This window comes from Shigella sp. SIG6 (assembly GCF_053555815.1).
Genome location: NZ_JBQZXC010000004.1, coordinates 19,399 through 35,179, shown reverse-complemented (window position 1 = coordinate 35,179; position 15,781 = coordinate 19,399). Strand labels below are relative to the sequence as shown.

Here is a 15,781-nt window from a genome sequence, read left to right as displayed (position 1 = left end):
CAATGATTCGCTTTGAACATGTCAGCAAGGCTTATCTCGGTGGGAGACAGGCGCTGCAGGGCGTTACGTTCCATATGCAGCCGGGTGAGATGGCGTTTCTGACCGGTCATTCCGGCGCAGGGAAAAGTACCCTCCTGAAGCTGATCTGTGGGATTGAGCGGCCCAGCGCCGGGAAAATCTGGTTTAGCGGCCATGACATCACGCGTCTGAAAAACCGTGAAGTTCCGTTTCTGCGCCGCCAGATTGGCATGATTTTCCAGGATCACCATCTACTGATGGACCGTACTGTCTACGATAACGTGGCGATCCCGCTGATTATCGCTGGTGCCAGCGGTGACGATATTCGTCGCCGGGTGTCGGCGGCACTGGATAAAGTCGGGCTACTGGACAAAGCGAAGAACTTCCCTATTCAGCTTTCCGGCGGTGAACAACAGCGTGTTGGCATTGCCCGCGCGGTGGTGAATAAGCCCGCGGTACTGCTGGCGGACGAACCGACCGGTAACCTGGACGACGCGTTGTCGGAAGGGATTCTACGTCTGTTTGAAGAGTTTAACCGCGTTGGGGTAACCGTATTGATGGCAACGCACGACATTAACCTGATTTCACGGCGTTCCTATCGCATGCTCACCCTGAGCGATGGTCACTTGCATGGAGGCGTGGGCCATGAATAAGCGCGATGCAATCAATCATATTCGGCAGTTTGGTGGGCGTCTGGATCGCTTCCGTAAATCGGTCGGCGGCTCAGGCGACGGCGGTCGTAACGCACCGAAACGCGCGAAATCCTCGCCAAAACCGGTAAATCGCAAAACCAACGTTTTCAACGAACAGGTGCGCTATGCCTTCCACGGCGCATTGCAGGATCTGAAAAGCAAACCGTTCGCCACGTTTTTAACGGTGATGGTTATCGCCATCTCCCTGACGCTGCCCAGCGTCTGTTATATGGTGTACAAAAACGTTAATCAGGCGGCGACGCAGTATTATCCGTCACCGCAAATCACTGTTTACTTGCAAAAAACGCTGGACGATGACGCCGCTGCGGGCGTGGTGGCACAGTTGCAGGCCGAGCAAGGCGTGGAGAAAGTGAACTATCTTTCTCGTGAAGACGCACTGGGCGAGTTCCGTAACTGGTCTGGTTTTGGTGGTGCGCTGGATATGCTGGAAGAAAACCCGCTTCCGGCAGTGGCGGTGGTGATCCCGAAACTCGATTTTCAGGGGACGGAATCACTCAATACGCTGCGTGATCGTATCACGCAGATTAACGGCATTGACGAAGTGCGGATGGATGACAGCTGGTTTGCCCGTCTGGCGGCGTTGACCGGGCTGGTTGGGCGCGTTTCGGCGATGATCGGCGTGTTGATGGTGGCGGCAGTGTTCCTCGTCATCGGCAACAGCGTACGTCTGAGCATCTTTGCTCGCCGTGACTCCATCAACGTGCAGAAACTGATTGGTGCGACGGATGGTTTCATCCTTCGCCCGTTCCTGTACGGCGGTGCGCTGCTGGGATTTTCTGGCGCATTGTTGTCATTAATTTTGTCAGAAATTCTGGTACTGCGTTTGTCGTCAGCGGTGGCGGAAGTGGCACAGGTTTTCGGAACGAAGTTTGATATCAATGGTTTATCGTTCGATGAATGCCTGCTATTGCTGCTGGTATGTTCGATGATTGGCTGGGTGGCAGCGTGGCTTGCCACGGTACAACATTTACGCCACTTTACGCCTGAATAATAAAAGCGTGTTATACTCTTTCCCTGCAATGGGTTCCGTAGCAGGGAAAGAGACCCCGTTGTCTCTTCCCGGTATTTCATCTCTATGTCACATTTTGTGCGTAATTTATTCACAAGCTTGCATTGAACTTGTGGATAAAATCACGGTCTGATAAAACAGTGAATGATAACCTCGTTGCTCTTAAGCTCTGGCACAGTTGTTGCTACCACTGAAGCGCCAGAAGATATCGATTGAGAGGATTTGAATGACTGACAAAATGCAAAGTTTAGCTTTAGCCCCAGTTGGCAACCTGGATTCCTACATCCGGGCAGCTAACGCGTGGCCGATGTTGTCGGCTGACGAGGAGCGGGCGCTGGCTGAAAAGCTGCATTACCATGGCGATCTGGAAGCAGCTAAAACGCTGATCCTGTCTCACCTGCGGTTTGTTGTTCATATTGCTCGTAATTATGCGGGCTATGGCCTGCCACAGGCGGATTTGATTCAGGAAGGTAACATCGGCCTGATGAAAGCAGTGCGCCGTTTTAACCCGGAAGTGGGTGTGCGCCTGGTCTCCTTCGCCGTCCACTGGATCAAAGCAGAGATCCACGAATACGTTCTGCGTAACTGGCGTATCGTCAAAGTTGCGACCACCAAAGCGCAGCGCAAACTGTTCTTCAACCTGCGTAAAACCAAGCAGCGTCTGGGCTGGTTTAACCAGGATGAAGTCGAAATGGTGGCCCGTGAACTGGGCGTAACCAGCAAAGACGTACGTGAGATGGAATCACGTATGGCGGCACAGGACATGACCTTTGACCTGTCTTCCGACGACGATTCCGACAGCCAGCCGATGGCACCGGTGCTCTATCTGCAGGATAAATCATCTAACTTTGCCGACGGCATCGAAGATGATAACTGGGAAGAGCAGGCGGCAAACCGTCTGACCGACGCGATGCATGGTCTGGACGAACGCAGCCAGGACATCATCCGTGCGCGCTGGCTGGACGAAGACAACAAGTCCACGTTGCAGGAACTGGCTGACCGTTACGGTGTTTCCGCTGAACGTGTGCGCCAACTGGAAAAGAACGCGATGAAAAAACTTCGCGCCGCTATTGAAGCGTAATTTCCGCTATTAAGCAGAGAACCCTGGATGAGAGTCCGGGGTTTTTGTTTTTTGGGCCTCTACAATAATCAATTCCCCCTCCGGCAAAACGCCAATCCCCACGCAGATTGTTAATAAACTGTCAAAATAGCTATTCCAATATCATAAAAATCGGGTATGTTTTAGCAGAGTATGCTGCTAAAGCACGGGTAGTCATGCATAAAACGAAATAAAGTGCTGAACAACAACATCACAACACACGTAATAACCAGGAGAATGGGGATTCTCAGGATGAACATAAAGGGTAAAGCGTTACTGGCAGGATGTATCGCGCTGGCATTCAGCAATATGGCTCTGGCAGAAGATATTAAAGTCGCGGTCGTGGGTGCAATGTCCGGTCCGGTTGCGCAGTACGGTGACCAGGAGTTTACCGGCGCAGAGCAGGCGGTTGCGGATATCAACGCTAAAGGCGGCATTAAAGGCAACAAACTGCAAATCGTAAAATATGACGATGCCTGTGACCCGAAACAGGCGGTTGCGGTGGCGAACAAAGTCGTTAACGATGGCATTAAATATGTGATTGGTCACCTCTGTTCTTCATCAACGCAGCCTGCGTCTGACATCTACGAAGACGAAGGCATTTTAATGATCACCCCAGCGGCAACCGCGCCGGAGCTGACCGCCCGTGGCTATCAGCTGATCCTGCGCACCACCGGCCTGGACTCCGACCAGGGGCCGACGGCGGCGAAATATATTCTTGAGAAAGTGAAACCGCAGCGTATTGCTATCGTTCACGACAAACAGCAATACGGCGAAGGTCTGGCACGAGCGGTGCAGGACGGCCTGAAGAAAGGCAATGCTAACGTGGTGTTCTTTGATGGTATCACCGCCGGGGAAAAAGATTTCTCAACGCTGGTGGCGCGTCTGAAAAAAGAGAATATCGACTTCGTTTACTACGGCGGTTATCACCCGGAAATGGGGCAAATCCTGCGTCAGGCACGCGCGGCAGGGCTGAAAACTCAGTTTATGGGGCCGGAAGGTGTGGCTAACGTTTCGCTGTCTAACATTGCGGGCGAATCAGCGGAAGGGCTGCTGGTGACCAAGCCGAAGAACTACGATCAGGTTCCGGCGAACAAACCCATTGTTGATGCGATCAAAGCGAAAAAACAGGACCCAAGCGGCGCATTCGTCTGGACCACCTACGCCGCGCTGCAATCTTTGCAGGCGGGCCTGAATCAGTCTGACGATCCGGCTGAAATCGCCAAATACCTAAAAGCGAACTCCGTGGATACCGTGATGGGGCCACTGACCTGGGATGAGAAAGGCGATCTAAAGGGCTTTGAGTTCGGCGTATTTGACTGGCACGCCAACGGCACGGCGACCGATGCGAAGTAATTGTTAATCGGCAACTTTGGGTTGCCGCCAAATTGCTAATATCGAATACGTTGCTTCATGCCGGATGCGGCATAAACGCCTTATCCGGCCTACAAGAACCAAAGAAATCAGTAAATTGCAGCACACATTATAGGCCTGATAAGCGTAGCGCATCAGGCAATTTCTCGTTGGTCATCACTTTTGAAATCAACTTGACGATTAACGCTTCTCCCAGCCGCCCTGCTGTGCCGTAAATCCCAGTGCCTGCATAAACGCCGTCATCACACCGCGATCTTCCACGCCTGCATCCGCCATCCACCAGCATGAAACGCCAGGATTGTTACGCAAAACCTCTTCCAGCAGATATTGCCCCACACCGCGACGGCGGGTGACTTCCCGCACGCGTAGAGAATCCAGTGCTCCCTCGGTGCCGCTTAAGGTTACCCGCACGGCCGCAAGCAGACGCTCGTTAAAACGCGCGGCGTAGATACGGTGGTTATCGTCAACCTGTAAAGAGGAAGGGGAATACTCCGGCCAGATCTTTTGCAGGTCAATCCGGTCCTGGTCGCTAAAGTTTTCTAATCGAATGATGGTCAGCTTCATGGGTAACCCGTGTAAATCACAAAAGTGGAACCAGTGTAGCGAAATAATTTAATCGGAGGCTTTCTCTTTTTTATTTCTTTTGGCAGGTGATTAATTTTTTAACAGCAATAATTACAAAGTTAAAACATTAGAGAATGAAAAATGTCCAGCATAATCCCCTGAATGATAGTGAATTATTCCGCCCTTTGTGCCGTTATTTTATGCTGACAAAGGCACTTTTTTCTGTTTATCTATCAATAAATTCAGAATATTATCTGTTCTTAATCGACTGAAAAATAGGGATTTTAATCGCTATCATCACAAAATACTGCGCTAACCCCTTAATCAGACAGGCAAAAACAGTGCAGTATAAAAAAAGAACAGTCTGACTTGTTAACACATAAAAACAAAGCAACACAACATCACGAATGGGGATTTTTGACTATGAAACGGAATGCGAAAACTATCATCGCAGGGATGATTGCACTGGCAATTTCACACACCGCTATGGCTGACGATATTAAAGTCGCCGTTGTCGGCGCGATGTCCGGCCCGATTGCCCAGTGGGGCGATATGGAATTTAACGGCGCGCGTCAGGCGATTAAAGACATTAATGTCAAAGGGGGAATTAAGGGCGACAAGCTGGTTGGCGTGGAATATGACGACGCCTGCGACCCGAAACAAGCCGTTGCGGTCGCCAACAAAATCGTTAACGACGGCATTAAATACGTTATTGGTCATCTGTGTTCTTCCTCTACCCAGCCAGCGTCGGATATCTACGAAGACGAAGGTATTCTGATGATCTCGCCGGGAGCGACCAACCCGGAGCTGACCCAACGCGGTTATCAACACATTATGCGTACTGCCGGGCTGGACTCTTCCCAGGGGCCTACGGCGGCAAAATACATTCTTGAGACGGTGAAGCCCCAGCGCATCGCCATCATTCACGACAAACAACAGTATGGCGAAGGGCTGGCGCGTTCGGTGCAGGACGGGCTGAAAGCGGCTAACGCCAACGTCGTCTTCTTCGACGGTATTACCGCCGGGGAGAAAGATTTCTCCGCGCTGATCGCCCGCCTGAAAAAAGAAAATATCGACTTCGTTTACTACGGCGGTTACTACCCGGAAATGGGGCAGATGCTGCGCCAAGCCCGTTCCGTTGGCCTGAAAACCCAGTTTATGGGGCCGGAAGGTGTCGGTAACGCATCGCTGTCGAACATTGCCGGTGATGCCGCCGAAGGCATGTTGGTCACTATGCCAAAACGCTATGACCAGGATCCGGCAAACCAGGGCATCGTTGATGCGCTGAAAGCAGACAAGAAAGATCCGTCCGGGCCTTATGTCTGGATCACTTACGCGGCAGTGCAATCTCTGGCAACTGCCCTTGAGCGTACCGGCAGCGATGAGCCGCTGGCGCTGGTGAAAGATTTAAAAGCTAACGGTGCAAACACCGTGATTGGGCTGCTGAACTGGGATGAAAAAGGCGATCTTAAGGGATTTGATTTTGGTGTCTTCCAGTGGCACGCCGACGGTTCATCCATGGCAGCCAAGTGATCATCCCACCGCCCGTAAAATGTGGGCGGGTTTAGAAAGGTTACCTTATGTCTGAGCAGTTTTTGTATTTCTTGCAGCAGATGTTTAACGGCGTCACGCTGGGCAGTACCTACGCGCTGATAGCCATCGGCTACACCATGGTTTACGGCATTATCGGCATGATCAACTTCGCCCACGGCGAGGTTTATATGATTGGCAGCTACGTCTCATTTATGATCATCGCCGCGCTGATGATGATGGGCATTGATACCGGCTGGCTGCTGGTGGCGGCGGGATTCGTCGGCGCAATCGTCATCGCCAGCGCCTACGGCTGGAGTATCGAACGGGTAGCTTACCGCCCGGTGCGTAACTCTAAGCGCCTGATTGCGCTTATTTCCGCAATCGGTATGTCCATCTTCCTGCAAAACTACGTCAGCCTGACCGAAGGTTCGCGCGACGTGGCGCTGCCGAGCCTGTTTAACGGTCAGTGGGTGGTGGGCCATAGCGAAAACTTCTCTGCCTCTATTACCACCATGCAGGCGGTGATCTGGATTGTCACCTTCCTCGCCATGCTGGCGCTGACGATTTTCATTCGCTATTCCCGTATGGGGCGCGCCTGTCGTGCCTGCGCGGAAGATCTGAAAATGGCGAGCCTGCTTGGCATCAACACCGACCGGGTGATTGCTTTGACCTTTGTTATTGGCGCGGCGATGGCGGCAGTGGCTGGCGTACTGCTCGGTCAGTTCTACTGCGTCATTAACCCCTATATCGGCTTTATGGCCGGGATGAAAGCCTTTACCGCTGCGGTGCTCGGTGGGATTGGCAGCATTCCAGGGGCGATGATTGGCGGGCTGATCCTGGGGATTGCGGAGGCGCTCTCTTCTGCCTATCTGAGTACGGAATATAAAGATGTGGTCTCATTCGCCCTGCTGATTCTGGTGCTGCTGGTGATGCCGACCGGTATTCTGGGTCGCCCGGAGGTAGAGAAAGTATGAAACCGATGCATATTGCAATGGCACTGCTCTCTGCCGCGATGTTCTTTGTCCTGGCGGGCGTCTTTATGGGCGTACAACTGGAGCTGGATGGCACCAAACTGGTGGTCGACACGGCTTCAGACATCCGTTGGCAGTGGATGTTTATCGGCACGGCGGTGGTCTTTTTCTTCCAGCTTTTGCGACCGGCTTTCCAGAAAGGGTTGAAAAGCGTTTCCGGGCCGAAGTTTATTCTGCCCGCGATTGATGGGTCCACGGTGAAGCAAAAGCTGTTCCTCGTGGCGCTGCTGGTGCTTGTGGTGGCGTGGCCGTTTATGGTGTCACGTGGGACGGTGGATATCGCCACTCTGACCATGATCTACATTATCCTCGGTCTCGGGCTGAATGTGGTTGTTGGTCTTTCTGGTCTGCTGGTGCTGGGGTACGGCGGTTTTTACGCCATCGGCGCTTACACTTTTGCGCTGCTCAATCACTATTACGGTCTGGGGTTCTGGACCTGTTTGCCGATTGCCGGACTGATGGCAGCGGCGGCGGGTTTCCTGCTCGGTTTTCCGGTGCTGCGTCTGCGCGGTGACTATCTGGCGATCGTTACCCTTGGTTTCGGCGAAATTGTGCGCATATTGCTGCTCAATAACACTGAAATCACCGGCGGCCCGAACGGAATCAGTCAGATCCCGAAACCGACACTCTTCGGACTCGAGTTCAGCCGTACCGCTCGTGAAGGCGGCTGGGACACGTTCAGTAATTTCTTTGGCCTGAAATACGATCCGTCCGATCGCGTTATCTTCCTCTACCTGGTGGCGTTGCTGCTGGTGGTGTTAAGCCTGTTTGTCATTAACCGCCTGCTGCGGATGCCGCTGGGCCGCGCGTGGGAAGCGTTGCGTGAAGACGAGATCGCCTGTCGTTCGCTGGGCTTAAGCCCGCGCCGTATCAAGCTGACCGCTTTTACCATCAGCGCCGCATTTGCCGGTTTTGCCGGAACGCTGTTTGCGGCGCGTCAGGGCTTTGTCAGCCCGGAATCCTTCACCTTTGCTGAATCGGCCTTTGTGCTGGCGATAGTGGTGCTCGGCGGTATGGGCTCGCAATTTGCAGTGATTCTGGCGGCTGTTCTGCTGGTGGTGTCGCGCGAATTGATGCGTGATTTCAACGAATACAGCATGTTAATGCTCGGTGGTTTGATGGTGCTGATGATGATCTGGCGTCCGCAGGGTTTGCTGCCCATGACGCGCCCGCAACTGAAGCTGAAAAACGGCGCAGCGAAAGGAGAGCAGGCATGAGTCAGCCATTATTATCTGTTAACGGTCTGATGATGCGCTTCGGCGGCCTGCTGGCGGTGAACAACGTCAATCTTGAACTGTACCCGCAGGAAATCGTCTCGTTAATCGGCCCTAACGGTGCCGGAAAAACCACGGTTTTTAACTGCCTGACCGGTTTCTACAAACCCACCGGCGGCACCATTTTACTGCGCGATCAGCATCTTGAAGGTTTACCGGGGCAGCAAATTGCTCGCATGGGCGTGGTGCGCACCTTCCAGCATGTGCGTCTGTTCCGTGAAATGACGGTAATTGAAAACCTGCTGGTGGCGCAGCATCAGCAACTGAAAACCGGGCTGTTCTCTGGCCTGTTGAAAACGCCTTCTTTCCGTCGCGCCCAGAGCGAAGCGCTCGACCGCGCCGCCACCTGGCTTGAGCGCATTGGTTTGCTGGAACACGCCAACCGTCAGGCGAGTAACCTGGCCTATGGTGACCAACGCCGTCTGGAGATTGCCCGCTGCATGGTGACGCAGCCGGAGATTTTAATGCTCGACGAACCGGCGGCAGGTCTTAACCCAAAAGAAACCAAAGAGCTGGATGAGCTGATTGCCGAACTGCGCAATCATCACAACACCACTATCTTGTTGATTGAACACGATATGAAGCTGGTGATGGGGATTTCAGACCGAATTTATGTGGTCAATCAGGGGACGCCACTGGCAAACGGTACGCCGGAGCAAATCCGTAATAACCCGGACGTGATCCGTGCCTATTTAGGTGAGGCATAAGATGGAAAAAGTCATGTTGTCCTTTGACAAAGTCAGCGCCCACTACGGCAAAATCCAGGCGCTGCATGAGGTGAGCCTGCATATCAATCAGGGCGAGATTGTCACTCTCATTGGCGCGAACGGGGCGGGGAAAACCACCTTGCTCGGCACGTTATGCGGCGATCCGCGCGCCACCAGCGGGCGAATTGTGTTTGATGATAAAGACATTACCGACTGGCAGACGGCGAAAATCATGCGCGAAGCGGTAGCGATTGTCCCGGAAGGGCGTCGCGTCTTCTCGCGGATGACGGTGGAAGAGAACCTGGCGATGGGCGGCTTCTTTGCCGAACGTGACCAGTTTCAGGAGCGCATAAAGTGGGTGTATGAACTGTTTCCACGTCTGCATGAGCGCCGTGTTCAGCGGGCGGGCACCATGTCCGGCGGTGAACAGCAGATGCTGGCGATTGGTCGCGCGCTGATGAGCAATCCGCGTTTGTTGTTACTTGATGAGCCATCGCTCGGTCTTGCGCCGATTATCATCCAGCAAATTTTCGACACCATCGAGCAGCTGCGCGAGCAGGGGATGACTATCTTCCTCGTCGAGCAGAACGCCAACCAGGCGCTAAAGCTGGCGGATCGCGGCTACGTGCTGGAAAACGGCCATGTGGTGCTCTCCGATACCGGCGACGCGCTGCTGGCGAACGAAGCAGTGAGAAGTGCGTATTTAGGCGGGTAATAACACGTTGATTGATAAGGAGTCAAAAGACTCCTTTGAGACAGGTGACAAATGCAAAATTGCCTGATGCGCTGCGCTTATCAGGCCTACTGGGTGAGTTGCAATATATTGAATTTGCACGATCTTGTAGGCCGGATAAGGCGTTTACGCCGCATCCGGCATGAAACGATGAGTAATCTGTAGAGTTTGATTCAGACCTTCTATTTTTCCGCTTATCCGTGCCCCATCTCCCATTTTCCCTCACCCACGCCGTCACCGCCTTGTCATCTTTCTGACACCTTACTATCTTACAAATGTAACAAAAAAGTTATTTTTCTGTAATTCGAGCATGTCATGTTACCCCGCGAGCATAAAACGGGTGAATTCGCGCATTCGGTACAACAAGAGAGATAAACGATGAAACCGTTACATTATACAGCTTCAGCACTGGCGCTCGGACTGGCGTTAATGGGGAATGCACAGGCAGTGACGACCATTCCGTTCTGGCATTCTATGGAAGGGGAACTGGGTAAAGAGGTGGATTCTCTGGCCCAACGTTTTAACGCCGAAAATCCGGATTACAAAATTGTACCGACCTATAAAGGCAACTACGAACAGAATTTAAGCGCGGGGATTGCCGCATTTCGTACCGGCAACGCTCCGGCTATTTTGCAGGTTTATGAAGTTGGCACCGCCACCATGATGGCGTCGAAAGCCATTAAACCGGTGTATGACGTGTTTAAAGAGGCAGGGATTCAGTTCGATGAGTCGCAGTTTGTGCCGACGGTTTCCGGTTACTACTCCGACAGCAAAACCGGCCACTTACTCTCCCAGCCGTTCAACAGCTCGACTCCCGTTCTCTATTACAACAAAGACGCCTTCAAGAAAGCGGGGTTAGACCCGGAACAGCCGCCGAAAACCTGGCAGGATCTGGCGGACTATTCCGCAAAACTGAAAGCCTCCGGTATTAAGTGCGGCTACGCCAGCGGCTGGCAGGGCTGGATCCAACTGGAAAACTTTAGCGCCTGGAACGGTCTGCCGTTTGCCAGCAAAAACAACGGCTTTGACGGCACGGACGCGGTGCTGGAGTTCAACAAGCCGGAGCAGGTGAAACACATCGCCATGCTCGAGGAGATGAACAAGAAGGGCGACTTCAGCTACGTCGGTCGTAAGGATGAATCCACCGAGAAGTTCTATAACGGTGATTGCGCGATGACCACCGCCTCTTCCGGTTCTCTTGCCAACATTCGCGAGTACGCCAAATTTAACTACGGCGTAGGTATGATGCCTTACGACGCCGATGCGAAAGATGCGCCACAAAACGCCATTATCGGCGGAGCCAGCCTGTGGGTGATGCAGGGCAAAGATAAAGAAACGTATACCGGCGTGGCGAAGTTTCTCGACTTCCTCGCGAAGCCAGAAAACGCTGCTGAGTGGCATCAGAAAACCGGTTATCTGCCAATTACCAAAGCGGCGTATGACCTGACCCGTGAGCAGGGCTTTTACGAGAAAAACCCAGGTGCGGATACCGCGACGCGTCAGATGCTGAACAAGCCGCCGTTGCCGTTCACCAAAGGGCTTCGTCTGGGCAACATGCCGCAGATCCGCGTGATTGTGGATGAAGAGCTTGAGAGCGTGTGGACCGGTAAGAAGACGCCACAGCAGGCGTTGGATACCGCAGTTGAGCGTGGGAACCAGTTACTGCGCCGCTTTGAGAAATCGACGAAGTCTTAATCAGTGTAATGCCGGATGCGTTTCGCTTATCTGACCTGGCATCGCGTGTAGGGCGGATAAGCGAAGCGCATCCGGCACAGTTCAGGAATTAACCGTAATGTCATCATCCCGTCCGGTGTTCCGCTCGCGCTGGCTGCCTTATCTGCTGGTCGCGCCGCAGCTCATCATCACCGTTATCTTTTTTATCTGGCCTGCGGGCGAAGCGTTGTGGTACTCGCTACAAAGCGTCGATCCGTTTGGTTTCTCCAGCCTGTTTGTCGGTCTGGATAACTTCGTCACGCTGTTTCATGACAGCTATTATCTCGACTCCTTCTGGACGACGATAAAATTCAGCACCTTTGTCACCGTCAGCGGTTTGCTGGTATCGCTGTTCTTTGCGGCGCTGGTGGAGTACATCGTGCGCGGCAGTCGTTTCTACCAAACCTTAATGTTGCTGCCGTATGCCGTGGCTCCCGCTGTTGCCGCCGTATTGTGGATCTTCCTGTTTAACCCCGGTCGCGGGCTGATCACCCATTTTCTCGCTGAGTTCGGCTACGACTGGAACCACGCGCAAAATAGCGGTCAGGCGATGTTTCTGGTGGTGTTTGCCTCGGTGTGGAAGCAAATCAGCTACAACTTTCTGTTCTTCTATGCCGCGCTGCAATCCATTCCCCGTTCGTTGATCGAAGCCGCAGCCATCGACGGTGCAGGGCCGATTCGCCGCTTCTTTAAGATTGCGCTGCCGCTTATCGCCCCGGTGAGTTTCTTCCTGCTGGTAGTGAACCTGGTGTATGCCTTCTTCGACACCTTCCCGGTGATCGACGCCGCCACGTCCGGCGGGCCGGTTCAGGCCACCACGACGCTGATTTATAAGATCTACCGCGAAGGTTTTACCGGACTGGATCTGGCTTCGTCTGCCGCACAGTCGGTGGTGTTGATGTTCCTCGTCATCGTGCTGACGGTGGTGCAGTTCCGCTATGTTGAAAGCAAGGTGCGTTACCAATGATTGAGAACCGTCCGTGGCTGACGATATTCAGCCATACCATGCTGATCCTCGGGATCGCGGTGATCCTCTTCCCGCTGTACGTGGCGTTTGTCGCGGCGACGCTGGATAAACAGGCCGTCTACGCCGCGCCGATGACGCTCATCCCCGGCACGCATCTGCTGGAAAACATCCACAACATCTGGGTGAACGGGGTAGGCACAAATAGCGCGCCGTTCTGGCGGATGTTGCTTAACAGCTTTGTGATGGCGTTCAGCATTACGCTCGGCAAAATTACTGTCTCGATGCTCTCGGCATTTGCCATTGTCTGGTTTCGTTTTCCGCTACGTAACCTCTTCTTCTGGATGATTTTTATCACCCTGATGCTGCCGGTTGAAGTACGTATCTTCCCGACGGTGGAAGTCATCGCCAACCTGAAGATGCTCGACAGCTACGTCGGTTTAACGCTGCCGCTGATGGCCTCGGCGACCGCCACGTTTCTGTTTCGCCAGTTCTTTATGACGCTGCCGGATGAACTGGTGGAAGCGGCGCGGATCGACGGTGCGTCACCAATGCGCTTCTTTTGCGACATCGTTTTTCCGCTCTCCAAAACTAATCTGGCGGCGCTGTTTGTGATCACCTTTATTTACGGCTGGAACCAGTATTTGTGGCCGTTGTTGATTATTACCGACGTGGATCTCGGCACCACCGTGGCAGGGATCAAAGGGATGATCGCCACTGGCGAAGGCACCACGGAATGGAACTCAGTGATGGCGGCGATGTTGTTAACCCTGATCCCACCAGTAGTGATTGTTTTAGTGATGCAGCGTGCCTTCGTGCGCGGCCTGGTCGATAGTGAGAAATAAGATGGCAGGACTGAAATTACAGGCAGTAACCAAAAGCTGGGATGGCAAAACCTAGGTCATTAAACCGCTGACCCTTGATGTGGCGGATGGCGAATTTATCGTGATGGTCGGGCCGTCTGGCTGCGGGAAATCGACGCTGCTGCGTATGGTTGCCGGGCTGGAGCGGGTGACCGAAGGCGATATCTGGATCAACGACCAGCGCGTGACCGAAATGGAGCCGAAAGATCGCGGGATTGCGATGGTGTTCCAGAATTACGCGCTTTATCCGCATATGAGCGTCGAAGAAAACATGGCGTGGGGGCTGAAAATTCGCGGCATGGGCAAGCAGCAAATAGCCGAGCGCGTTAAAGAAGCGGCGCGCATTCTGGAGCTGGACGGTCTGCTCAAACGTCGCCCGCGCGAGCTTTCCGGCGGTCAGCGCCAGCGTGTGGCGATGGGACGCGCGATTGTGCGCGATCCGGCGGTGTTCTTGTTTGATGAGCCACTCTCTAACCTCGATGCCAAGCTGCGCGTACAGATGCGTCTTGAACTGCAACAGCTGCACCGTCGCCTGAAAACGACTTCACTCTACGTTACTCACGATCAGGTTGAGGCGATGACGCTCGCCCAGCGAGTAATGGTGATGAACGGCGGCGTTGCCGAACAGATTGGCACGCCGGTGGAAGTCTACGAAAAGCCCGCCAGCCTGTTTGTGGCGAGTTTTATCGGCAGCCCGGCGATGAACCTGCTGACAGGCCGCATGAATAATGAAGGCACGCATTTCGAACTGGACGGCGGTATCGTGCTACCGCTAAACGGTGGCTACCGTCAGTATGCCGGGCGTAAAATGACCCTCGGCATTCGCCCGGAACATATTGCGTTAAGCTCGCAAGCAGAAGCTGGTGGTGCGACTGGCGCATCAGGAGCGCCCGACGGCAGGCAGCACGCTGTGGCTGCATCTGGCGGAAAATCAGCTGCATCTTTTTGATGGTGAAACAGGACAACGAGTATGAGTAACTGGCCTTATCCCCGCATCGTCGCTCATCGTGGCGGCGGTAAGCTGGCCCCGGAAAACACCCTGGCGGCAATCGACGTCGGGGCAAAATACGGTCATAAGATGATCGAATTTGACGCGAAGTTATCGAAAGATGGCGAGATCTTCCTGCTCCATGACGACAATCTCGAACGCACCAGCAACGGCTGGGGCGTCGCGGGTGAACTGAACTGGCAGGATTTACTGCGCGTGGATGCGGGCAGTTGGTACAGCAAAGCGTTTAAAGGTGAGCCGCTGCCGTTGCTTTCGCAGGTGGCGGAACGCTGTCGCGAACACGGGATGATGGCGAATATCGAAATCAAACCCACCACTGGCACTGGACCATTAACGGGCAAAATGGTGGCGCTGGCGGCACGCCAACTGTGGGCCGGTATGACGCCGCCGCTGCTGTCATCGTTTGAGATTGATGCTTTAGAAGCTGCACAACAGGCGGCACCGGAACTGCCGCGTGGTTTATTGCTTGATGAGTGGCGCGACGACTGGCGCGAACTGACCGCGCGGCTGGGCTGCGTCTCTATTCATCTCAATCATAAGTTACTCGATAAAGCGCGAGTGATGCAGTTGAAAGACGCCGGATTACGGATTCTGGTTTATACCGTCAATAAACCCCAGCGCGCGGCAGAGTTGCTGCGCTGGGGCGTGGATTGCATCTGTACCGATGCGATTGACGTGATTGGTCCGAACTTTACGGCCCAATAGTTTTCAACGGAATGTCAGGCTGCGGCGTGCTGGGCTGATTCAGCATGTCGCCGTTTCTCCTCTCCGGCAGCATATGCTGCTGATTCAACGAACTATCCGGATTACGGTTGCTGTTTAACATCCCGCCGTTGGTGTTGGGCAGCATTTGCTGCCGGGCGGGATTTCGCTCCCCCGGCTGTGACTGCAACACCCGCTGAGAATTATTGTTTATCTGGTTTTCTAAATGCTGCTGTTGCAACTGAGTTTGCGTTTTCAGTTGCTGATTCAGCATCCCTTTTTGCTGGATTTGCTGAGTCTGCATCTGGGTTTGCATCCGCTGCTGGCTGGGTATCTGATACCCCGGCTGGTTAGGGTTGTTCAGAGTATTAATGGGCTGTGCAAAGCCGACAAACGGCAGGAGTGCCGTAAGAATCAGAAGTCGTTTCATCGCGTATCCTCCTCTGAAGATATCCTTTAAGTTTACTCGCTTCCC

15 protein-coding genes and 1 pseudogene are annotated in these 15,781 nt (G+C 53.6%); 14 read left to right on the top strand and 2 right to left on the bottom strand.

What is annotated here, in order from left to right:
* Positions 1 to 2: 2 nt before the first annotated feature.
* The 4 genes from ftsE (at position 3) to livJ (ending at position 4,195) form a co-directional block, all read left to right on the top strand.
* On the top strand, positions 3 to 671 hold the full coding sequence (gene ftsE, locus ACUU1M_RS01575; protein ID WP_000617723.1) for a cell division ATP-binding protein FtsE: 669 nt from the start codon (positions 3 to 5) through the stop codon (positions 669 to 671).
* The gene (gene ftsX, locus ACUU1M_RS01570; protein ID WP_001042003.1) at positions 664 to 1,722 is read left to right on the top strand and encodes a permease-like cell division protein FtsX; all 1,059 of its coding nucleotides are present in this window, start codon (positions 664 to 666) and stop codon (positions 1,720 to 1,722) included. The genes ftsE and ftsX overlap by 8 nt, the downstream gene beginning before the upstream one ends.
* A gap of 244 nt (positions 1,723 to 1,966) precedes the next feature.
* Entirely contained in the window at positions 1,967 to 2,821 is an 855-nt protein-coding gene (rpoH, locus tag ACUU1M_RS01565) for an RNA polymerase sigma factor RpoH (RefSeq protein ID WP_000130216.1), read from the top strand.
* Positions 2,822 to 3,091: 270 nt separating this feature from the next.
* On the top strand, positions 3,092 to 4,195 hold the full coding sequence (gene livJ, locus ACUU1M_RS01560; RefSeq protein WP_001021996.1) for a branched chain amino acid ABC transporter substrate-binding protein LivJ: 1,104 nt from the start codon (positions 3,092 to 3,094) through the stop codon (positions 4,193 to 4,195).
* 198 nt (positions 4,196 to 4,393) lie between these two features.
* Here livJ and panM read toward each other — a convergent pair whose 3' ends face one another.
* Positions 4,394 to 4,777, bottom strand: a complete 384-nt coding sequence (gene panM / locus ACUU1M_RS01555) for an aspartate 1-decarboxylase autocleavage activator PanM (RefSeq protein ID WP_000778795.1) — start codon at positions 4,775 to 4,777, stop codon at positions 4,394 to 4,396.
* Between the two features lie 423 nt (positions 4,778 to 5,200).
* Between panM and livK the strand changes: the two genes are divergently transcribed.
* From livK to ugpQ, 10 genes and pseudogenes are all read left to right on the top strand, one after another.
* Positions 5,201 to 6,310 (top strand): high-affinity branched-chain amino acid ABC transporter substrate-binding protein LivK, encoded by a 1,110-nt coding sequence (gene livK / locus ACUU1M_RS01550; protein WP_152028845.1) that lies wholly within the window; start codon positions 5,201 to 5,203, stop codon positions 6,308 to 6,310.
* Between the two features lie 47 nt (positions 6,311 to 6,357).
* Positions 6,358 to 7,284, top strand: coding sequence for a high-affinity branched-chain amino acid ABC transporter permease LivH (gene livH, locus ACUU1M_RS01545; protein WP_001295108.1), 927 nt, complete (start codon positions 6,358 to 6,360; stop codon positions 7,282 to 7,284).
* Complete coding sequence (gene livM, locus ACUU1M_RS01540) at positions 7,281 to 8,558, top strand: branched chain amino acid ABC transporter permease LivM (protein ID WP_000803792.1); 1,278 nt, start codon at positions 7,281 to 7,283, stop codon at positions 8,556 to 8,558. The genes livH and livM overlap by 4 nt, the downstream gene beginning before the upstream one ends.
* Complete coding sequence (gene livG / locus ACUU1M_RS01535) at positions 8,555 to 9,322, top strand: high-affinity branched-chain amino acid ABC transporter ATP-binding protein LivG (RefSeq protein WP_000082101.1); 768 nt, start codon at positions 8,555 to 8,557, stop codon at positions 9,320 to 9,322. The genes livM and livG overlap by 4 nt, the downstream gene beginning before the upstream one ends.
* 1 nt (position 9,323) lies before the next feature.
* On the top strand, positions 9,324 to 10,037 hold the full coding sequence (livF, locus tag ACUU1M_RS01530) for a high-affinity branched-chain amino acid ABC transporter ATP-binding protein LivF (RefSeq protein ID WP_000416895.1): 714 nt from the start codon (positions 9,324 to 9,326) through the stop codon (positions 10,035 to 10,037).
* Positions 10,038 to 10,433: 396 nt separating this feature from the next.
* On the top strand, positions 10,434 to 11,750 hold the full coding sequence (ugpB, locus tag ACUU1M_RS01525; RefSeq protein WP_000803201.1) for a sn-glycerol-3-phosphate ABC transporter substrate-binding protein UgpB: 1,317 nt from the start codon (positions 10,434 to 10,436) through the stop codon (positions 11,748 to 11,750).
* 97 nt (positions 11,751 to 11,847) lie between these two features.
* Positions 11,848 to 12,735 carry a sn-glycerol-3-phosphate ABC transporter permease UgpA gene (gene ugpA / locus ACUU1M_RS01520; protein WP_000099271.1) on the top strand — a complete coding sequence of 296 codons (888 nt, stop codon included), beginning with the start codon at positions 11,848 to 11,850 and terminating at the stop codon, positions 12,733 to 12,735.
* Positions 12,732 to 13,577 carry a sn-glycerol-3-phosphate ABC transporter permease UgpE gene (gene ugpE, locus ACUU1M_RS01515; RefSeq protein WP_000572170.1) on the top strand — a complete coding sequence of 282 codons (846 nt, stop codon included), beginning with the start codon at positions 12,732 to 12,734 and terminating at the stop codon, positions 13,575 to 13,577. Before ugpA ends, ugpE begins: the two co-directional genes overlap by 4 nt.
* A 58-nt stretch (positions 13,578 to 13,635) precedes the next feature.
* A pseudogene (locus tag ACUU1M_RS01510) lies at positions 13,636 to 14,569 on the top strand (sn-glycerol-3-phosphate import ATP-binding protein UgpC).
* Complete coding sequence (ugpQ, locus tag ACUU1M_RS01505; protein ID WP_000073597.1) at positions 14,566 to 15,309, top strand: glycerophosphodiester phosphodiesterase; 744 nt, start codon at positions 14,566 to 14,568, stop codon at positions 15,307 to 15,309. Before ACUU1M_RS01510 ends, ugpQ begins: the two are co-directional and overlap by 4 nt.
* On the opposite strand, the gene ACUU1M_RS01500 is transcribed toward ugpQ, so the two are convergent.
* A complete protein-coding gene (locus tag ACUU1M_RS01500; RefSeq protein WP_000825996.1) occupies positions 15,296 to 15,736 on the bottom strand; it encodes a DUF2756 family protein in 441 nt (146 codons plus the stop codon). The genes ugpQ and ACUU1M_RS01500 overlap by 14 nt on opposite strands.
* Positions 15,737 to 15,781 lie beyond the last annotated feature (45 nt).